Here is an 18,954-nt window from a genome sequence, read left to right on the forward strand (position 1 = left end):
ATTCGTAATTCGTAATTACTAATTCGTAATTATGTTGGCAAGAGCAGAGTCTTGGAAACTTAAAAATAATGATCTTAAATAACGAAATTTCTGGCAGAGTGAGAATTTTTGTCTACGGTACACTCAAACCAGGGGAAGTTAATTATCAACAATATTGCGTTGGTAAGGTAGTAGATAGCCAAAGATGTACCACCCTCGGTCAACTGTTTGCTTTACCGATGGGCTACCCAGCTATGACTATAGGAAAAGAACTAGTCCACGGATATTTACTTTCTTTTGCTCAACCCTGGATTTTAGATGCTCTAGATGAGTTGGAAGATTACCAGCCTACTAGAGAAATGTCAGCAAATCTCTACAACCGTCAACAAGTCAAAGTATACAATCTCCAGGGTTTGTCTCTGGGTTGGGCTTGGGTATACCTGATGCACCCAGAAAAAGTGAAAAAGTTAGGAGGTGTACTCCTACCTGATGGCTGGTGGAGTGGTTATGGTGTAACCCTCCAGGATAACTAGGACTTAAGTGTTTGTAGTGGAAACTTTAGTCTTCACCATCTCAAGAACTTTAGTGCTGACTACAAACTTGGGTGGAGATTAGTTGATCTCTCGGATAACGTCCCCTAGTCCTGATTGTGGTTGATTAATCAACCTTTCGGGAGAGGATACAGCCGCTTTCTTGGGAATTGCCATGACTGGGTGGTTCAAGGCGATCATCGGTAGTGGTTGTGACTTAGTGGTAGCCTGGGTAGGCTGTGGTTGTGTTTGTTGTGCTAGTTGGGTGATGCCCGATTCTCGATTTAGCACCCAGCTAGATAATGCACCAATCACACAAGCAGCAACTGCTGCACCACCAAATGCCCATTTGATTCTAGAACGGCGGTTAATCCGGGCAAATACTTGGTCGGCTGTTGTTTCTGGAGAAGTTTGGGCTGTTGGCACTGGCATAGTCCGTAGGGCTTGCCTGAGCTTAAGGAGTCGGTTATACAGACGTTGAACTGCGGCATCATTGGCTAACCAATCTTCTACTTGCCGACGTTCTGCTGCTGTCACCTCGCCATCTAGATAAGCACTCAATAATTCAAAGCGATCGCGCTTTACCATATCCATAGCACCCGTTGCTTTATTGGTATGCTTTGCCATCTCATTTGGTAACTCTCTTGGTAGTTGCCTGGGACAAGGATCATTAAATTGAGAATCAGTAGTCATACTAACATTATTACCAATTCATCCACGGGTAAAAGGAGTGGGCAACCCTAAGAGCATAATTTAATTTTTCTCCTGATGGCAGAGGCACGAGCTACATTCCTCACAATTCTTAATCAATGCTTAAATTCTGCCATAGGGCAGAGTGAAGGTACTGTAAATTAGGCATCAAGATAGTTTTGCAATTGAGTTTGCAAGCGGGATCTAGCTCTAGCTATTCTTGACTTCACTGTTCCGAGGGAAACTCCTGTGATTTCGGCAATTTCTTCGTATGCCATGCCTTCGATTTCCCGCAGAACAATGGTAGTGCGGAATACTTCGGGTAAATCCGCGATCGCCTCACGCAATTGCTCGTAAAATTCTCTTGTGGTCAGTTCTTCCTCTGGCCCTGGAGTGTCTCCGGCAATTTCCCAATCCATTTCACCGTCATCTACTGAACGGGGCGCATCTAATGATAGGGGACTGACAACCCGCTTGCGCTTCCGCAATTCGTCATAAAACAAATTGGTCGCTATGCGGCTTAACCAACCCCTAAACTTAGATGGTTCTTGTAATCGGCTAATGTGCCGATACACTCGAATCCACACTTCTTGAGCCAAGTCAGCTCTGTCTGGCCAATCTGGAGCTAGATGGTACAAGACTCTATCCACTTGGGTTTGATAGCGGCGCAACAGTTCTGCAAACGCAGCACGATCTGGGCGCAGTCCCATTTGACAACGCAAAATCAAATCGTGGTTCGAGAGTTTCTCAACTTGCACCGATGCTTCTGAATACCCCGCATCACCCGTTGACCAGGATACAGTAATCGATTGACTCATAGATCGTACTGGTTGTAAATCATCCCTATCTATTAGACTAGGTAATCGGCTGCTTGTTCCTGCTTCAAGGACGGATTTCAGAGTGGAACACTGAGTTATAGAATTTGGAGTGGATTTGTGATTACGCAAAGTCTCAATTTTACCAATTAGCTATTGCCTGGACTATTATGGTGCATCTTGCCAGTTACTGCCATCTCAATTCCATGTCTGTGCAGATCAGAGCATCTGACTACACTAGCTTGACAAACGCTGTATTATATGTATCAAAAATATATGACTACAACTGAGTCCATCAGACTATTAAAAAACTCAGTCATCTTGCAGACAGAAATTTCTACGTTCAGCATTTATATTTGAATTTTAGAAGCAGTGTAATCAAGGCAAATACTCTATGATAAATTCCTAGTATTTGCCTTGAGGGTAGGTTATTATTCAGGGGAAATACATCACCTATTGGATCTTTCAATACCCAGCATAAGTTTATTATTACTAATTTTATGGATATGTAACCGGAAAAATATTATTTTTCCGGTCTTCTTACCAAAATTGTTGCTGATGTTTCTGTATGTTGTTGGTTGCTACTACCAGAATTAGTGTAATGAGGCACACGAACTTGAAAAAATAAATTGAGGGCAAATGTAATTGTGACTGCTAATAATAGTTTTTCCAACATAGTCTTTCTCTCACCCACACCATTAATGATTTATTCCAACTCTTGGAGAGCAATCAAGATAATTTCCAAATTTAGAAATCTATTTTGGCAATACCAATCCAACCAATGTGTTAGTTAGTTGGAATGTCCTGATAGCCTGAGTTTGCCCCAGGGTATCAGTAAATTCATGAGTTAAAACCACAGAATTGATCAATTCTTCACAGTTGAATCATTAAGAACTGAAATCACTAAGCCGAGTATGTCAGGGATAAACAAGAAGCTATGGCAATGGTAAAAAATGAATCTCTAGCGCGTATGGTAATGTTGATTTGTTTTGGCACTGCTATCTTATCGGTAGCTATCCATTGGCGCATTACTACAACGCAAGGGCAGTTTAAAAAGCCAGGCTATACCACCGTCAGCCGCCCTGGAGACGTTTATACAGGAGGCTTAGGTGAAACCGCGTTCGGTGCTTCTACACCTCCAGATCAAACAAACCAGAGGGCTTTACCACTAAAGTCCTCAGTTACCGAGTCTCATAATAATGGGGATACAATTAATCAAAATGTAGCTTTAACGACTAATGCACCCAAAAAATCACAATTATTAACACCGGCATCCCAACCGAAAGATCAGGGTTCTGAGTCACCGATGTCGATATTTTCTCAGATTTTTAGTCAAAATAAGTCATCTAATCAACGAGGCAAGATCACTAAGCAGGTGGTAGTTGATTTAAGCGATCGCCGCACCTATGTTTATAAAGGAGATTTAGTCATCGCCAGTTACCCAATTGCTATAGGTAAGAAGGGTTGGGAAACGCCTACAGGTACATTTGAAGTCAATGATAAGCAACATGATCCTATTTGGCGACATCCCATAACTGGCAAAGTTTATCCACCTGGTTCTGACAGTCCTTTGGGAGAAAGATGGATTGGGTTTTGGTCAGATGGCCGTAATGAAATCGGCTTTCACGGTACACCAGACATTCATCTTCTAGGAACAGCCATTTCTCATGGTTGCTTGAGAATGCGTAATTCTGATGTCCGTTTGCTTTACGATCAGGTAGGTGTTGGTACTACCGTTGTAGTACGTGAGTAATAATAGTCAATAGTCTATCTAAAATCCCCAAGCCACGCACCCTTGTAGTCGGGGTTAATCTAAAATCCCAAATCTAAAATTGGTTGACTATTGACTATTAATTTAGTTTGATGTTTTCTGCTCAAAGCTAGGTGCATAGACTTGCAGTAAGCTACTAACTTGACGCAGTACCTCATTACCGGTAGTTTTGCCACTCACAGGTGTGCGATTATCGTTGGGTTGGTCGAGGTTACGGTTGATCGCTTCATGAACTTGCTGAGAAATTAATTCTTGCAGTTCTGCTTTGGCGCGTTGACGTTGGTAGTTAGCACCTTCTTCTGTGGTAGCGTATAAAGGTGGGAGACGGTTGAGAGCGTAGGCGGCAATATCCCCAACATCGATGGAACTTTCACTAGTGGCTTCGATTTCCGCTACACGGGCGATCGCTTCAGTTAACACCAATTCTTCCATGACGTTAATAAATTGCTTGCGAGGTACTGCGACTACCTCACCAGTTAATAACGCTCCCATTAACTTATCTAACGCCATATACTCTTCGATTGAGAGTTCCGAAGCGTTATCACAAATACGTCCAACTTCTGCTTCCATTGCTGGTGTGAGATAACCATCCTGGAGAGCTTGTTCTACAATTTTTTCAATACTCATAAGGCTCATCTTAATTTAATCCACCCAAGCAAGGTAAGGACGGTAGTAAACAAACTCAATCTTGCCTATATTATGGACAAAAAATATACCAAAACTAACAACAAAAGCAATTTGTTATGTATTTTGCTATTGTTTAGCCTGGTTTCGCCAAGATGTCGGGTCAACAGATTGCCCATTGACATATAAACCCCAGTGCAAATGAGGCCCGGTAGAAGCCCCTGTAGAACCAACTGCACCAATTAATTGTCCCGCCTGGACTATATCACCTTCTTTGACGTTGATTCGGCTAAGGTGCATAAAAATACTAACAACTCCTTGGCCGTGGTCAATACCAACTACGTTGCCATGCACCCGAAATCCTTGGGATACTGTACCAACTAAGGCTACCTTACCGGCTGCTGGGGCAACTACAGGAGAGCCAGATCCGCTAGCATAGTCAAGGCCACGATGGTAGTAATCATTGGCAAATTTACCATTATAGTAGCGACGTACACCATAACCTGTACTGAGTCGCCCTTTATTGGGTGCAAGGAATGCGCCCTGCCAAAACTTTTGGGGTGTTTGTAGGGCTTTAAAAGCAGCTACGCGGTTGAGTTCGTATTCGGTAGCTCTAGTACCAGCTTTTCCTGGTGGTAAGGTGATACGCTGTACAGCAAATTTACGATTACTTACCCAGACAGCCAAATTTCTTACCTTGTTATCACCGATGATTTTGACAGTTCTAGCACCAGGTTTTTCTAGGGGAGTTGTGGGAATAAAGGTACGGTATCTATTAGGTGCAATTTGGTAAGCTGGATAAGTTTTTTCTCCCACTAAGACTTCTGGGGTGGTGGTACTATCTGGATTATCTGGTGTGATCAAAACAGATATTGTATCGCCCAAGCGAGGTTTGACGGGAGTTATCTGGACTTCCAATGCTGCTACAGGCAGGGAAAAACTCATAGGTAAAGCAGCACACAAGCCAATAAATAAGTTGATGGTGTGATGATTATTTGGTCTGCGGTTATCTCCTTTGATGTTGCTAAACAGCGAATGTTGTTGAGAATGTTGAGAAGTATCTGGGATAGTCATAGAACTAAATAACCATATTTAACTGCTGTTGAAAGACAGACTAACTGATAATTGCTAGTGTTTCCTAACGACAGCAAATATTTTTCAGGAAGAATATATTATTAAGTAATTTCCTAGGGTCTAAACTATACTAACCGCAAGATTAGGAATTGCAAATAATGCTTATCGAAAATTTGCGTTGAAAACCCCATCGTTCTAGGACGGCTTCTGGTAGAATATGTTTGTGGAAGGGTAATCAACCACTTAAAAAAACCCATTTGCTGCCTAATACGCAGACGCTGAACCTTGACAACTGAATCTAGGGCGTTCTACTTCGTAGTTCTAGTATCGCCTGGAAGTAGGTAAAAGATACCCTTCGGGAAGGCTTCGCCAACACAGGTACTAGACGAACAGCATTAAACTTCAAACAAATATTGCACAGTGTGCAACTATGGTCGGGCAGACCAAAAGTTAACGCTTGGAAGCCAGTGCGTTGGGCGGCTTTGCCGACTTGAAGCAACTGGCGTGGAGAGAACCACCTCTGACTTAGATACCGCAAGGAGTCTAGGTTAAGTGGACTCGTTGAACCAAGAATCCCCTGCCTTTTTCAGCAAGTGAGCGAAAGCGTTCGCGCAGCGTGCCGTAGGCAAACTTGGTGAGGCGGGGGAGTGTCAAATTAACTTGACAAATGCTAACCTCAAATGACTGCCGCCTCTAATAGTTGTATTGTCCCAAGGGTGGCATCGATTTCTACAGACATCCCCAGGGGTAAGATAAATTTATCTCGAATATGACCAATCATCGCTCCATACCAAGCGGGGATTCCTAGAGGCAGGATATGGTCTTGCAATACCTGCATTAATGTTAGTGAGGGTTCATCTCCCTGGTTACAGTTATTACAGTTGCCAAAAATAAAGCCAGAAATTTGGTTAAGTATGCCAGCATTTTTTAACTGTGTTAACATTCGGTCTACGCGATAAACATCTTCGTTAATATCTTCTACAAATAGAATACTTTTATACCAAGAAGGTAGATAAGGTGAACCCACCATTGCTGATAGCACTGATAAGTTACCACCGATAAGTTTTCCCTTGGCTTTTCCTGGGGTGATGGTTTGGACTTGTCCTTCAGGAGAGTTGGTATTTTGCAGGGTGACTGTTTGGCCATCAAAGAGGATGGGTTTGAGGTAATCTAACATAAAGGGAGTCCAGGTTGATGTGGCGACTGGCCCATGAACAGTCATAATTCGACTACGGGCATTAATTGCTAATAGTAAAGCAGTGATATCACTGTAACCCATGAGAATTTTTGGATGGGAGCGAATCAAGGGGTAATTAAGTAAGGGTAAAATCCGGTTACAACCCCAACCGCCACGGATAGGAATAATAGCTGCGACTGAGTCATCTGCAAACATATCATTTAAATCTTGGGCGCGATCGCTATCTTTCCCTGCTAAATAGCCATAACGATCTAATATATGTTTGCCTTGCTTAGTTTTTAAGCCTAATTGTTTGAGATGTTCTTGTAGTATGCCAATATACTTAGGCTCGAATATTCCAGCCGGGGCAACTAATCCCACCGTATCGCCCACTTTGAGCCGTGACGGTTTAATGATGCTGTTGGGAGATATTTGAGCATGGGCGATTGGGGGAATTTGGCTAGCTAAGGTAGCTAAACCACAAGTTGTCAGAAATTGGCGGCGTTTCATCTTAGTTAAGAGTCATTAGTTTAGTAGGGGCAGGTTCTGTGAGATATTCACGTTGTTAAATAGATATTTTGCCATTACACCCCTACACCCCTACACCCCTCTATTTAAATGACAAATTGTAGTTGCTTCTGTTCAAGCAAGATACTTGGCTGGATTTGGATATTGTGTTCTGGGATGAGTTGGGAGTTAAAATATTCCATGACTAAAGGATGTAGCGATAACTTAGCTCCATTGGTTTCAATCAACGATCGCGCTTGCAAAGATTCTAGGGCTGCTAATAAAGTTTGGGGTGAGATGGAAGATGTGAGTTGCGATCGCAATTCGGCAAATGAAATTGGTTGACAATGAAATGCCAAGGATTTAAGAACTTGTTTATGTGTATCTGATAAGCATTGCCATTGCTGTTCTAACAAGTAGGATAATTCTCCAAAAATGGGGGTTTGTTGCTGCAAAAATTCACCAATATTACCAGCAAATAAGTTTTGAATAGTATTAGAAACAAGATTTAAAGCTAGAGGATGACCTGCATAACACTCTACCAATTTGTGCCAATCTGCTGGAGAACCTTTAAAATTACCTTTGGCGTTGAGAAGTTCCTGAACATCTGGCATTTGTAAGCCATAGAGATGAAAGACTCTCACAGGGAAAGTTTCACCTTCTAATGGTGTAACTTCTTTGGGTTTATGACAACTTGTGAGGATGACACAGCTATTATGAGCCACTTCTCCCAGACGCTTAAAAAATTCCCGATATTCTTGATTTCCCGTTTCTGGAAACAAGAAGCAACTCCCGCAAGGAGACTTGTAAGTTGCACAATCTTGTAATACAGCCTCCGCCCCATCTAATACCAGAAGACAACGGTGGCGTTGTAAATAATCAATCAATCGTGAAACTCTGCTGTGCAAGTTATCGGGTAAATTGGTGTCTTGTCCATTGGATAGGAAAGTAATGAGATCAGATAATAAATCTTTGAGGGGAGGACGAGGTAAAAGCGATCGCCAAATCACAAACTCAAACTGATCTTGAAGCTGTTGTGTGAGTTTTACAGATAACCAAGTTTTACCGATACCACCCATACCCAATAAAGTAATGAAACGGCAGGGTACTGGTTTATTTGTAGGACATTCATTTAAAATCCATTGCTTTAGGGTGGCTAGTTCTTCACTACGTCCGCAAAAAAGCGAGACATCTGGTGCTTCTCCCCAATCTGACGAATTTTGGATTTGTGTGTTAGTTTTTTCTAGATTTTTATCAGAGTTGGCAAATTGATAGTCTTGGGATTCAAGTTGCAGGTTAAATGCAGCGAAACAATACTTTAAGGTTTGCTTATCTACTCCTAGTTCGCAAGCAAATACCTTCGCTACTGTATCTGGATCTAACCCCATGCGAAAGCCTAAATCTTCGCCGGTATAACGCTTATCGAAATTTTCATTTTGTTCTGATTGAGATTTTGCATTTTGGAGTTTTTGTAATCCTTGGGTGGTTAAGATGACACCACGTCTCCGGCTTCTTTGTTGGGATTTCATGGGAAACCTCACAGATGAGAGATGTATGTTTGGCTGCTATTTACACCGATACAAAACACCATTTAAGACCATGATCACGTTCAGTGATTACACTGGATCAAGCAGATTTATGCAGCCAATTTTATGTTACTTGCTTTATGGTTGTATAGATATTAAGTAATTTTACGTACAGTGATTCAGTAGGCGATCGCAGATCCCTGATTTCTAGGTCTGTTTGACACAACTGTGTTGGGTTGATGGGTGCGATCGCTCTTGCTGGAATATCTACGGCTGTTACGTTAGTTCTTAAGTTCGTCAACTTCGGTTGTGAAAACTGGGTGTAAATGTATTGGCGATGGCTGCGCCAACGTCTGCGACGAACGCACTATTGATACCAAAATCTGAGGCGATCGCATTGATGGTGAAATGTTGGTATTGAGAAGCGAGCGTTGACATCAAGGTTAAATGCTCCTTAATGCTGGTGTTCGGGAATGTCAAAAAAATCAACACCGATTTTTCTTAAAATCCTTAACTTCGGTTGAATAGCCTGGAGTCAAAATACATACTGAATATGTTGGTTTTTTGAACACAGTTAGCATTTGCCATTTGCAAATAAGTCTCAGCAGTTCGCAACATTGCAGAATTGAGATTTGAATCAGACTAAAGTTCAAAAAATATTTTCTTTTTACTGCATATATATCGCTTATAAGGTTATGCAAATTTAGAGAAAAAAAGGAGTGGAATAATGCCAGTATTCATAGCTCAATTTGCGGGTGGAGAAGGATCAAATGCAGGGGATTGTTGTCTAGTTTACGCAGGCCCACAAGATATAAGTCAAGGGCAAGCGATCGTAATCGATCTTGGCACTAATACTATGCAAAATAATCTTCAGGCAATCCTACAAAGACTCAATCTTAAAATAAAAACCCTGCTATTGACTCATATGCACGCAGATCATATTGCTGATGCTGAAAATTCATTAAAGTGGTTTTTCCAAGGTCGAGAGTTGGAGGAGTTAATCCTGCCAGAAAGTGCATCACCATCTCATCAAGATAATAGGAAAAAGATGATATCTTATTGCAAAACTAATCAAATTAAAATCATTGAAGTAGGAAATAATTGCTATAAAGACAATGATACTAAAAAAGAAAATGCTAACTATCAATCTAAGATTGAGTGGGTGGAAAATAATAATAGTCAAACTCTCACTTTAACGGTTATAGGGCGTGATCCTACACAAGGTAGTGGTGATGAAAACGCATACAGTATTGGAGCATTATTAACTTGTCCTAGAACAAATGGAGGAAATCCTTGGTACTATTTGACTTTAGGTGATATGGAACCAAACGCGGCTGGTGGTAATCTAGCAAAGGTTTTAACCGCAAGTCTGAAATTTACTGGATTAAAGTTAGCTCATCATGGTTCAAGCAATAATTTGTTTTCAAAGGAATGCTTGAATAAGTATATGGATGAAAATACTACAATTATATCATCTGGATATACACAAAATGACATAGCTCCAGTTATTGATTGGGTAAAATCAGTTAACCATAAATATTTCATTTATCTCGTCCACTCTAGCAATCGCACCAATCTTTGCGATGGCGAAGCATGGAAGTTATGGCAAAACAAATTAGAAAAAAAGCTATTATGTAAAACCACGATGGTAATGTATTTCAACCCATTTTGTAAACAAGTCAAAATTGAAGTAGATGATACTGTTAATTCTCCTGCGGCTCTTATAAAAATTACTAGAACATGGGGAAATCGGAATAAAACATAGTAAATTCGTTATTGTTGGAGATGTTTGTTTTATCTATTTACGATTATTTCAATCATTACAAACCTACTCTAGGTTTTTTCGATGTCCTAAAAAAAATAATCAACAAATATATTCTAAACTCAAAAGGAAACTGACACCATGCCAGACGAACAAGACCAGAAAGCAAAAAACAAAAAGGTAGCCATAATGGGACTCATTTACAAAAAAGTAAATGACCTATTGGGTGCCGGAAACCAACTATTCTCCATGCAGTTTCCAGCCCAGCCCTTGAATTATCGCCAGTATCAATATGATACGAATGACCGAAACAGTACGCTGACTCGTCCGTATACAATTGCCGAAGCGGAATTTCGCCTTTCTGACCAACTGTTCGATGTTTTTCCCATTACACAGGGTTCGACTGGAGAACGGCTTTCAGTCGTTTATAACACCTTATTGAATAACTATGTACCAAGTCTAAAACCTTTTGCTGCCTACTTTCGAGACCGTGCAGGACTAAGTAGGTTTCTGCTTCAGGAGAAAAATAACGGCAATGGAACTGCAAAGTCAAGAATTGATTGGTGTAAGGAGCTTTACAACCAATATTTGCAGGCAAAACTGGAATGGGAAACAGACAAGAACTTAACATTTGATGAAATCAAAATTTTAAGTGAGAAAGAAAATTCAGGTGTCACCCTGGATGATTATGCTAAGTGGCTAAGTTCTGAAGGTTTGGTTCGGGAAGAAGTGTTGAACAACCTTTACAACGATGCTGTTGTCAAGGGTCATTTCCATGAAGTGCTAACTATACTCGGTTATCTCAATGTCTCCTCTATCGCTGAGGAATTGGAACTCGCCAAGCAAAGAATGCGCCATTCGATGAGACTATCGCTTGACGAATCAATGCTAGTTTATCCGGTACAGTTTCAACCAAGTAATTGGTTCCAAGGATTAGCCCCCAATCTCTCCCCTGTAGACTTGACGATGGCTAATGACACTATTCGAGACCTACTCAAAGCAAAACGTCGAGAACTTGCTCGGTCACAAACCGATTTACAGGTACTTGAGATGATCTCCAGCAATGGGGATGAAATTAAGAATCTAGAAACTCAAGTTGCTGAAGGCAAGAAAAAGCTTAGTGACGCGGAGAGTAACCTTGTTGAAAAATATGGTCAAGCGGTGGTGACTGCTGCCAAAATTTATCTATCCACCCAGGTACCAGGCGGAAGTCTACTTGAGCTAGCGGATATGGAAACAGTACCTGATGCGGATAACAAAACCCTGGATGAGCTAGGGTTATCAGACGATCAGGTTTTAAAAGAGCTACAAACCGTAGTTACTGAACTGCACGCTACCTATAAAGCACAAAAAGAAGTTCTGCAACAGGCTGAGGAATTGACGTATCTCAAAGCACAGTTGGCTCGTGCTAAGTCCCATGATGTGCGGTTTGAGAAGATTAACCTCAACCAGCGCATTAAAGAACTTCATGCTGACATTGATGAGCTAGGTCAATTACTTGCTGGCGTGTATCGGGAGAGGCAGAAACCAAAAGGCTCGGTTATTGTAGAGCAAGATAACACGGATAAGAAGAAATGGACGATTCGCCTTCCAGGTTCACCTACGGGTGGTAACTTTAAGTTGACGATACAGGGTAAAACCTCGTCTGATATCGCTTTTGACGCTAATGATACTGCACTCAGTAATGCTCTCAAAGCTTGTCTGGGAGATGATGCAGTTGAGAGTGTGACAGTGCCAACTGGGAGCAAAAATATATGGAATGTTACATTCGGCAACGAGAAAATCGAAATTTCTGGTGATGGCACAGGTTTAACCGTAGCAGAGTCCACTATTGAATTGCCCGTAATTCCTTCTACTGGCAATGTCACTGAGGCAGATGGGATGTTTATGGATGTCGTCATCAAGAGTACCGAAATTGCCGACTCATCGAGCAAGGTTGAAACAGAATCTGCTTCACAATTTGGTTGGAATGTAAATGGATGGTTTTTTTCGGCAGGAGGACAACACAGCAGTTCGCAAGCCAGTACTGATGCTGAACGAACCTTTTTCAGCCAAGACATAGATATTGGCTTTCGCGTGGCTAAGGTTACGTTTGATCGCGGGGGTTGGTTCAACCCGCAAATCTTCAAGATGTCCCACGCTTTTTACAGGCTTGCAGACCTAAAGGCATCACCATCAGTCCAGGAAATAACAAAGGATAAAGTTTTGGAAGCAGCAGCCAAGGAAACAGACCCTAGTGGACAGGTAGCTCAACTCCTAAAAGACGGCGAAAATCGTTCTATCCTACCTGCTTACCCAGTCGGTATGGTAATTGCGAAGGATATTACTATTAAAGTCAAGCAGGATGCCTCACAAAGCAAGGCGACGAGAACCGTTATCGAAAACTCGAATACCGCAGGCGGTGGATTATTTGGCTTTTCTTGCACCTACTCATCTGCTAACTCCAGCACAAGTGACAAAACGTTTTTCGGTCAGCAAGGGGATTATTTCTATATTCGCATTCCTGGCCCTCAGATTCTGGGCTACTACCTTCAATTTGTTCCACCCGACAAAGCCATGCCCTACGAAGCAATATTTGAGGAAGAAAGAGATACCGAAGTAGAAAAAGCATTGGCTGCCTATGACCTCCCTCCACAGTTACCTGCATCTGGCGCAATAGATCAACCTCAAAATACCGCAGAGCAGTAATCGTGATCAAAAGCGGTTAACATCTGCAACGACAACCCGACACAAAAGAGGACTTATGAATCATACACAACGAGTGATTGATCATCTACAAAAGCACCTAAGTACACTTAACAGATACTATACATGGGCTAGTAGCAATAGAGGTCATCCAACAACGGACTTGTTGGCAGGCAAGATTGAAACATGGGTGCAGAATCTAGGGCCAGCTCTAGGTCATATGGAGGAGTTCGCTGAATACAAACGCCATGTGGACAAGCAACGTATATTGCAGAGTCCGAAGGGTCAGGGCGATGTCGTGATAGGAAAAGCGGGCGATGCCTACGCAAAAGTTATGCAGTTGAAGACGATTGTCAGTGACCAGAAAACTGCGGTAGACGATGCTCTTACAAAAGCAGTGCAGCAGATCGCTGGGCTAACTGGTGAGGAGGCAAATCCTGATGTCAATGCGGTTATATTAATAATAATCCTCAACAGTGAAAATCCTTACCCATTTTCACCTGGAAGTAGGGCAGGAAAGACGACACAGGAACTCACAAACCACCTGAAAAACGCAATAAATAACAGTGTGCAAATGGTTCTCTGTCAGGAAAGCTCATATCAAAATCAATTACAGGCGTTGCTCAGTCGCCGGATAGGTAAAACTTATGCCCTTAGTCGAAAATCCACCATTTTCAAACGTAACTTATACAGGCAGACTAGCTTCTATGATCCGGTGCGGGAACAATATTTGTATGAGTATTTGCACACTTTCACAGTAAAGTTCCGGTGGCCTTTCGGCACACCTTATCTTGATCAAGGGCAACAAAGACAAATATCAAAGATAGACTTGATATGGAACCCAGACGCGCAAGGCGAAAACAAATTTGAATTATCTAAATTTGATGTACTCCGTGATTAGCCTCTTTTGAAGTCGTGCGATCGCTTTTTTCATCAGTTATCGAGAGCGATCGCCTGACTTCCGTTTACTGACTGTTTCTCTTCAAGTGCGATCGCCTCTCTATTTTCATATTTTGAAAATGGGGCGATCGCTTGGTTTGGCAAAAAATGAGCCATAGTCAGTAAGATATAATTTCATCAAGATTCCAGCGCATAACCCAAGAATGTAAAGTAGCCTAATGTCTCTTCAAGAACTTAAAGAGCAAGCTTTCAAACTATCGGTGAGCGATCGCCTTGCACTCGTTAGCGCAATTATTGACTCTCTACAAAACACACTTAGTTCTCAACCCAATCGCAAAGCCTTAATTCAGCAAATGCGGGGTTTGCTGAAAACAGATCAACCTTCGCCCACAGATGCTCAAGTTGAGGAAATGTTGCAAGTAAGGCAAGTGGAGAAGTATTTCAAGTCGAAATTCTACAACAGCTAGAGTCTCGCTCACCAATTAGCGAATTGGCAAGTGTGATCGCCCCCACAACAGCAAAATTGCGATCGCATTTCTTCTGTTTTTCTTCAAGTGCGATCGCATCTCAAGTTTTGATTGCACTTAACTGAGGTAGTATAGAGAACTGTAAGGTTCAACACAGGAAAAGCAAGAGTAGCGAAGTTGTGGGCAAAATTTTATGAATCCAGTCATCACTACCCCACTCGCCCAGTTTCTATCTCAACCCAACATTGAATCTTCTCCGGCATGGGAGTTGATTAATGGGTGTGTAATCCAAAAGCCAATGCCGACCCTCTTTCACTCGCGCCTACAACGCAATCTAGTTAATTACATCAATCAACATACCGACGAGTTTGAGGCTGTGCAAGAGCTACGCTGTTTAGTGCCTCCCTATTCACCTGTACCGGATATTTCTATCATTGCGATCGCACGTCTTCTTGATCAAGACAGGCCATTTGATGGCGCACCAGACTGGTTGATTGAAATTCGATCGCCCGACCAAAGCACCCTAGACTTACAGAAAAAGATTCTCCATTGCTTAACCAACGGCACACAACTCGCCTGGTTAATTGACCCAGCCAGTCAACAAATTTGGGTCTGGCAAGGGGATAACTTACCGATGGTTTGTTCAGGAGGAGAAGTTTTGCCAGTGTTGGGCAATCTACCGGAACTCACAGTTAATACTGTAATGGCAATGACTCGCCGACAATAATAACGTTATGTTTGCCTATGTCTGTTCTAATTTTAATTAGAGGTAAGTTTCTCGATTCAAGGAAAGATTGAGCCAAAGAGCGATCGCGCAGTATGCTGTAGGCGATCGCCAAATTAAAAACCTTGCCGTGAGCAAGATGCGATCAATCACCTGACTGATTGTCTGTGTTAAAGTGCGATCGCTTGGTGTTGGGAAAAATGAACCATACTCAGTAAGATATAATTCAATAAAGATTTCCGCGCATAACCCAAGAATGTAAAGTAGCCTGATGTCTCTCCAAGAACTTAAAGAGCAAGCTTTCAAACTATCGGTGAGCGATCGCCTTGCACTCGTTAGCGCAATTATTGACTCTCTACAAAACACACTTAGTTCTCAACCCAATCGCAAAGCCTTAATTGAGCAAATGCGGGGTTTGCTCAAAACAGATCAACCTTCACCCACAGATGCTCAAGTTGAGGAAATGTTGCAAGCACGACGATTGGAGAAGTATCTCAAGTGAGGGTGTTAGTTGATACAAATATTGTGTTAGATTTCTTGCTAGAACGAGAGCCATTTTTGCAAGATGCAGAGGCATTATTTGATGCGATCGGTTCTGGTCAAGTGGTTGGTTATGTGACTGCTACAACCTTAACTGACATCTTCTACATTGCTAGAAGACAAACCCAGGATATTCAACGTGCAAGACAAGCTGTATCAAGCATACTAGCTGTTATGGAAATCTGCTCAGTTGATCGGCCTATTTTAGAAATTGCTCTAACTCTGGCAATGACAGATTTTGAAGATGCTGTTCAAGTGGGTTGCGCCCTTGCTCAAGGTTTAGACGCAATTGTCACTCGTGATGCTGACTTTGCAAGTACGTTGATCCCGATATCGTCTGTAAGCCAGATTCTACAACAGCTATAGTCTTCCTAAGCAACTGGCACATTGGCAACTACGATCGCCCCCACAACAGCAAAATTGCGATCGCATTTCTTCTTGTGACAGACTGTCTCTGTTAAAGTGCGATCGCCTCTCTATTTATTTTGAAAATGGGGCTATCGCTTGGTTTTGGGAAAAATGTTGACTGACTGTCTCCGTTAAAGTGCGATCGGGCATTATTGGGGTGAAGTATGAAAAAATCAGCGATCGCTATATTCATCTGAAGTTCCAAATAGATACTATTTTTTAATACAGAGTGAAAATGCCACAGTTCCCCCTATTCCCAGGTTGAAACATCACGCAACACATCAGGGATTTCTCCTTGGGAGAGGGGAAATTCTAAGATAGTTTCTCTGTAACCTAAGTATCCAGATTCGGCAAATGATAACAGCATTCGTGCTAGTGCTAGCCACACTTCTGGCTCATATTCCCAATCACGATAACGGGTAGAACGACCAGCAATTGAACGCAATGCCCAAAAATAGGAATTTCTGACTACAGAACCACCCTTTTTAAACTCTGGTAAGTCCTCATGGTTTAAAAATAGCACTTGATTGTCAATTTTCGCTCTCATAGGGACTCTTAACTAGAAAAATAATCAATTGCTGTGTAGGGAGGGGGCAGGGGAGCAGGGAGCAGGGAGCAGGGGGCAGGGGGGCAGGGGAGCAGGGGGAGACAAGGGAGACAAGGGAGACAAGGGAGAAATATTTACGCCAATGCCCTATGCCCAATGCCCCATGCCCAATGCCCCATGCCCAAAATTCTTTAATTTTGAATTTTGAATTTTGAATTGATATGCCCTAGCCTCTCTTATTTAACAGATTCCTTTTGGCGTTTTTGGATTCCTGGACAAGTATAGTGTGTATGGTTTCTAGCATTTCTTTTTGTGTGTATGGTTTGGCCAGAAATTTTTTCACCATGACGGTTTTTGTGAGTTGATTTTTGCTTACCAAGCCACTGACAGCGACAATATTGACAGAGGGATTAATTTTTTGTAGGGCGCGGATGGTGGTACTACCATCCATACCAGGCATCATCATATCCATTAATACCAGGCTAATTTTATCTTGGTTTTGGGCATAGAGTGCGATCGCCTCTACTCCATCGCTAGCGGTTAATACTCTATAGTTGTAAGCTTCTAGGGAGATTTTGGTAGTCTCTAGAATTTGGGCTTCGTCATCTACAACCAAAATTAATTCACCGTTACCTTTGAGCAGTTCTAAGTCTTCTACTAGTGAGGTGGCTGCGGCTTCGACTGCTGGTAAAAATACTTCAAATTGTGTGCCTTTGCCAACTTCGCTGTACACTTTCACAAAACCATGATGGCTTTTAATGATGCCCTGTACAGTTGATAAACCTAGCCCTGTACCTTTACCCACGTCTTTAGTTGTGAAAAATGGCTCGAAGATTCTATCTAGGGTTTCTGGGGGAATACCGATGCCTGTATCTGTAATGCTAATCACAATGTAATGTCCGACATTTGCACCCAAATTTATGCGCGCATACTGTTCATCAATAAATAAATTTTTGGCACACAAACTTAAGCTACCACCTTCTGGCATCGCATCACGGGCATTTACTACTAAGTTCATGAGTACTTGATGTAAATTAGTAGCGTCGCCAATTACCATCCACAGTTCTGGTTGAATACTTACAGAAAATGTAATGGATTTGGGAAATGTTTCTTGAACAATTTGCTTAATTTCTGAGAACAAATAGTTAGTTTGTACAATGGTGCGTTTCCCTTCAACGCCACGGGTAAACTGTAAAACTTGCTTGACTAAAGCCGCACCGCGTTTAGCGTTCGATTCTATAGTTTGAAACATTCGCTGAGAGCGATCGTCAACGTTTGGTAGTTTAATTTGTAGTAGCTGGGCGGCTGTTAAAATGGGAGTCAGGATATTGTTGAGATCGTGGGCAATACCACCTGCTAGTGTGCCAATGCTTTCTAATCTTTGCGCGCGTAAAAACTGATTTTCTAATTGTTTTTTCTCGGTAATATCTGTGTTTACTGTTAAAATTGATTGCGGATTTCCAGATTCATCACGCATCACATTCCAGCGACTAGCAACAATAATTTTTTTACCTTCTCTGTTTAATTGATGCAATTCACCGCACCAAAAATCAATTTCCCTTAAATCATGTAAGACATTTTGCAGTTGTGGGAGAGTTTCTGGTGAATACAAAAATTCACTCACACTTTTACCAATTACTTCTTCAGACTGCCAACCGTATAAATTTTCTGCTCCTTTACTCCAGAAACATATGTGCTGATGCAAGTCTTTAACCAAGACTGCATCTGTAGTAATATCGAGTAAGGCTGCTTGTTCTCGTAATTTATTTTCTGCTTGTTTGCGCTCCTCAATTTCTACTGCTAAAAGTTGATTTTGGGTTCGGAGTTGTTTGGTTAAATTGCGTAGTCGCAGGTGGAGTTTAACGCGGGCTAAAACTTCTTCATGTTGTAGTGGTTTAGTAATATAATCAACTGCACCTAGACTTAAACCTTTGACTTTATCGACTGTTTCGGAGAGGGCAGTCATGAAAATAACCGGAATGTCTTTGGTTAATTCATTGCTTTGCAGGCGGCGACAAGTTTCAAAACCGTCTATTCCTGGCATGAGGATGTCTAAAAGAATCAAGTCAGGAGGAGCATATTCAGCCCTTGCTAAAGCACTTTCCCCATCTTCTGCTACTAATACTGTATATCCAGTATTAGCTAAAAAATCAAACAGCATTTCTAAATTGATAGGAGTGTCATCAACTATGAGGATGACTCCTTGTTCGAGTGTATCAATAGCCATA

Annotated in this window: 24 protein-coding genes; 10 read left to right on the forward strand and 14 right to left on the reverse strand. The window is 41.8% G+C overall.

Annotated elements, in window-relative coordinates:
- Positions 1 to 68: 68 nt before the first annotated feature.
- Positions 69 to 512, forward strand: coding sequence for a gamma-glutamylcyclotransferase family protein (locus ACPZ3T_RS01930; protein ID WP_490273313.1), 444 nt, complete (start codon positions 69 to 71; stop codon positions 510 to 512).
- Positions 513 to 590: 78 nt separating this feature from the next.
- On the opposite strand, the gene ACPZ3T_RS01935 is transcribed toward ACPZ3T_RS01930, so the two are convergent.
- From ACPZ3T_RS01935 to ACPZ3T_RS01945, 3 genes are all read right to left on the reverse strand, one after another.
- The gene (locus ACPZ3T_RS01935; protein ID WP_490273314.1) at positions 591 to 1,202 is read right to left on the reverse strand and encodes an anti-sigma factor family protein; all 612 of its coding nucleotides are present in this window, start codon (positions 1,200 to 1,202) and stop codon (positions 591 to 593) included.
- Positions 1,203 to 1,360: 158 nt separating this feature from the next.
- Entirely contained in the window at positions 1,361 to 2,017 is a 657-nt protein-coding gene (locus tag ACPZ3T_RS01940; RefSeq protein WP_490273315.1) for a sigma-70 family RNA polymerase sigma factor, read from the reverse strand.
- Positions 2,018 to 2,537: 520 nt separating this feature from the next.
- Positions 2,538 to 2,690, reverse strand: coding sequence for a hypothetical protein (locus tag ACPZ3T_RS01945; RefSeq protein WP_490273316.1), 153 nt, complete (start codon positions 2,688 to 2,690; stop codon positions 2,538 to 2,540).
- 261 nt (positions 2,691 to 2,951) lie between these two features.
- Here ACPZ3T_RS01945 and ACPZ3T_RS01950 point away from each other — a divergent pair, with 261 nt between their 5' ends.
- Entirely contained in the window at positions 2,952 to 3,767 is an 816-nt protein-coding gene (locus ACPZ3T_RS01950; RefSeq protein ID WP_490273317.1) for a L,D-transpeptidase, read from the forward strand.
- 102 nt (positions 3,768 to 3,869) lie between these two features.
- On the opposite strand, the gene ACPZ3T_RS01955 is transcribed toward ACPZ3T_RS01950, so the two are convergent.
- The 6 genes from ACPZ3T_RS01955 to ACPZ3T_RS01980 all read right to left on the reverse strand — a co-directional run bounded on the left by ACPZ3T_RS01955 (position 3,870) and on the right by ACPZ3T_RS01980 (position 9,131).
- The gene (locus ACPZ3T_RS01955) at positions 3,870 to 4,412 is read right to left on the reverse strand and encodes a late competence development ComFB family protein (RefSeq protein WP_490273318.1); all 543 of its coding nucleotides are present in this window, start codon (positions 4,410 to 4,412) and stop codon (positions 3,870 to 3,872) included.
- 126 nt (positions 4,413 to 4,538) lie between these two features.
- Complete coding sequence (locus ACPZ3T_RS01960; protein WP_490273319.1) at positions 4,539 to 5,483, reverse strand: M23 family metallopeptidase; 945 nt, start codon at positions 5,481 to 5,483, stop codon at positions 4,539 to 4,541.
- A 676-nt stretch (positions 5,484 to 6,159) separates the two neighbouring features.
- Positions 6,160 to 7,170 (reverse strand): S66 peptidase family protein, encoded by a 1,011-nt coding sequence (locus ACPZ3T_RS01965; protein ID WP_490273320.1) that lies wholly within the window; start codon positions 7,168 to 7,170, stop codon positions 6,160 to 6,162.
- A 104-nt stretch (positions 7,171 to 7,274) separates the two neighbouring features.
- Positions 7,275 to 8,696 (reverse strand): NB-ARC domain-containing protein, encoded by a 1,422-nt coding sequence (locus tag ACPZ3T_RS01970; RefSeq protein ID WP_490273321.1) that lies wholly within the window; start codon positions 8,694 to 8,696, stop codon positions 7,275 to 7,277.
- A gap of 121 nt (positions 8,697 to 8,817) precedes the next feature.
- Entirely contained in the window at positions 8,818 to 8,994 is a 177-nt protein-coding gene (locus tag ACPZ3T_RS01975) for a hypothetical protein (protein ID WP_490273322.1), read from the reverse strand.
- A complete protein-coding gene (locus tag ACPZ3T_RS01980) occupies positions 8,991 to 9,131 on the reverse strand; it encodes a hypothetical protein (RefSeq protein WP_490273323.1) in 141 nt (46 codons plus the stop codon). Before ACPZ3T_RS01980 ends, ACPZ3T_RS01975 begins: the two co-directional genes overlap by 4 nt.
- A 289-nt stretch (positions 9,132 to 9,420) precedes the next feature.
- Between ACPZ3T_RS01980 and ACPZ3T_RS01985 the strand changes: the two genes are divergently transcribed.
- The 3 genes from ACPZ3T_RS01985 (at position 9,421) to ACPZ3T_RS01995 (ending at position 14,041) form a co-directional block, all read left to right on the forward strand.
- Complete coding sequence (locus tag ACPZ3T_RS01985) at positions 9,421 to 10,458, forward strand: MBL fold metallo-hydrolase (RefSeq protein ID WP_490273324.1); 1,038 nt, start codon at positions 9,421 to 9,423, stop codon at positions 10,456 to 10,458.
- Between the two features lie 138 nt (positions 10,459 to 10,596).
- Positions 10,597 to 13,143: a hypothetical protein gene (locus ACPZ3T_RS01990; RefSeq protein WP_490273325.1), complete on the forward strand. Its 2,547-nt coding sequence runs from the start codon at positions 10,597 to 10,599 to the stop codon at positions 13,141 to 13,143.
- 55 nt (positions 13,144 to 13,198) lie between these two features.
- Positions 13,199 to 14,041 (forward strand): hypothetical protein, encoded by an 843-nt coding sequence (locus tag ACPZ3T_RS01995; RefSeq protein ID WP_490273326.1) that lies wholly within the window; start codon positions 13,199 to 13,201, stop codon positions 14,039 to 14,041.
- Positions 14,042 to 14,073: 32 nt separating this feature from the next.
- On the opposite strand, the gene ACPZ3T_RS02000 is transcribed toward ACPZ3T_RS01995, so the two are convergent.
- Positions 14,074 to 14,196, reverse strand: a complete 123-nt coding sequence (locus ACPZ3T_RS02000; protein WP_490273327.1) for a hypothetical protein — start codon at positions 14,194 to 14,196, stop codon at positions 14,074 to 14,076.
- Between the two features lie 62 nt (positions 14,197 to 14,258).
- On the opposite strand from ACPZ3T_RS02000, the gene ACPZ3T_RS02005 reads away from it, so the two are divergent.
- Both ACPZ3T_RS02005 and ACPZ3T_RS02010 read left to right on the forward strand, forming a co-directional pair.
- On the forward strand, positions 14,259 to 14,507 hold the full coding sequence (locus ACPZ3T_RS02005; protein ID WP_490273328.1) for a hypothetical protein: 249 nt from the start codon (positions 14,259 to 14,261) through the stop codon (positions 14,505 to 14,507).
- Between the two features lie 193 nt (positions 14,508 to 14,700).
- The gene (locus tag ACPZ3T_RS02010) at positions 14,701 to 15,234 is read left to right on the forward strand and encodes a Uma2 family endonuclease (RefSeq protein WP_490273329.1); all 534 of its coding nucleotides are present in this window, start codon (positions 14,701 to 14,703) and stop codon (positions 15,232 to 15,234) included.
- 36 nt (positions 15,235 to 15,270) lie between these two features.
- Here ACPZ3T_RS02010 and ACPZ3T_RS02015 read toward each other — a convergent pair whose 3' ends face one another.
- Positions 15,271 to 15,537 carry a hypothetical protein gene (locus ACPZ3T_RS02015; protein WP_490273330.1) on the reverse strand — a complete coding sequence of 89 codons (267 nt, stop codon included), beginning with the start codon at positions 15,535 to 15,537 and terminating at the stop codon, positions 15,271 to 15,273.
- On the opposite strand from ACPZ3T_RS02015, the gene ACPZ3T_RS02020 reads away from it, so the two are divergent.
- Together ACPZ3T_RS02020 and ACPZ3T_RS02025 are read left to right on the forward strand one after the other, a co-directional pair.
- Positions 15,503 to 15,733 (forward strand): hypothetical protein, encoded by a 231-nt coding sequence (locus ACPZ3T_RS02020; RefSeq protein WP_237991294.1) that lies wholly within the window; start codon positions 15,503 to 15,505, stop codon positions 15,731 to 15,733. The two genes, ACPZ3T_RS02015 and ACPZ3T_RS02020, sit on opposite strands and share 35 nt — an antisense overlap.
- Positions 15,730 to 16,137, forward strand: coding sequence for a type II toxin-antitoxin system VapC family toxin (locus ACPZ3T_RS02025; protein ID WP_490273331.1), 408 nt, complete (start codon positions 15,730 to 15,732; stop codon positions 16,135 to 16,137). Before ACPZ3T_RS02020 ends, ACPZ3T_RS02025 begins: the two co-directional genes overlap by 4 nt.
- 91 nt (positions 16,138 to 16,228) lie before the next feature.
- Here ACPZ3T_RS02025 and ACPZ3T_RS02030 read toward each other — a convergent pair whose 3' ends face one another.
- Entirely contained in the window at positions 16,229 to 16,384 is a 156-nt protein-coding gene (locus ACPZ3T_RS02030) for a hypothetical protein (RefSeq protein ID WP_490273332.1), read from the reverse strand.
- 45 nt (positions 16,385 to 16,429) lie between these two features.
- The gene (locus tag ACPZ3T_RS02035; RefSeq protein WP_490273333.1) at positions 16,430 to 16,726 is read right to left on the reverse strand and encodes a hypothetical protein; all 297 of its coding nucleotides are present in this window, start codon (positions 16,724 to 16,726) and stop codon (positions 16,430 to 16,432) included.
- A gap of 28 nt (positions 16,727 to 16,754) precedes the next feature.
- Between ACPZ3T_RS02035 and ACPZ3T_RS02040 the strand changes: the two genes are divergently transcribed.
- Positions 16,755 to 16,934 (forward strand): hypothetical protein, encoded by a 180-nt coding sequence (locus tag ACPZ3T_RS02040; RefSeq protein ID WP_490273334.1) that lies wholly within the window; start codon positions 16,755 to 16,757, stop codon positions 16,932 to 16,934.
- An 18-nt stretch (positions 16,935 to 16,952) separates the two neighbouring features.
- On the opposite strand, the gene ACPZ3T_RS02045 is transcribed toward ACPZ3T_RS02040, so the two are convergent.
- Positions 16,953 to 18,953 carry an ATP-binding response regulator gene (locus ACPZ3T_RS02045; RefSeq protein ID WP_490273335.1) on the reverse strand — a complete coding sequence of 667 codons (2,001 nt, stop codon included), beginning with the start codon at positions 18,951 to 18,953 and terminating at the stop codon, positions 16,953 to 16,955.
- Position 18,954 lies beyond the last annotated feature (1 nt).

The organism is Aliinostoc maniaoense (genome assembly GCF_058172895.1).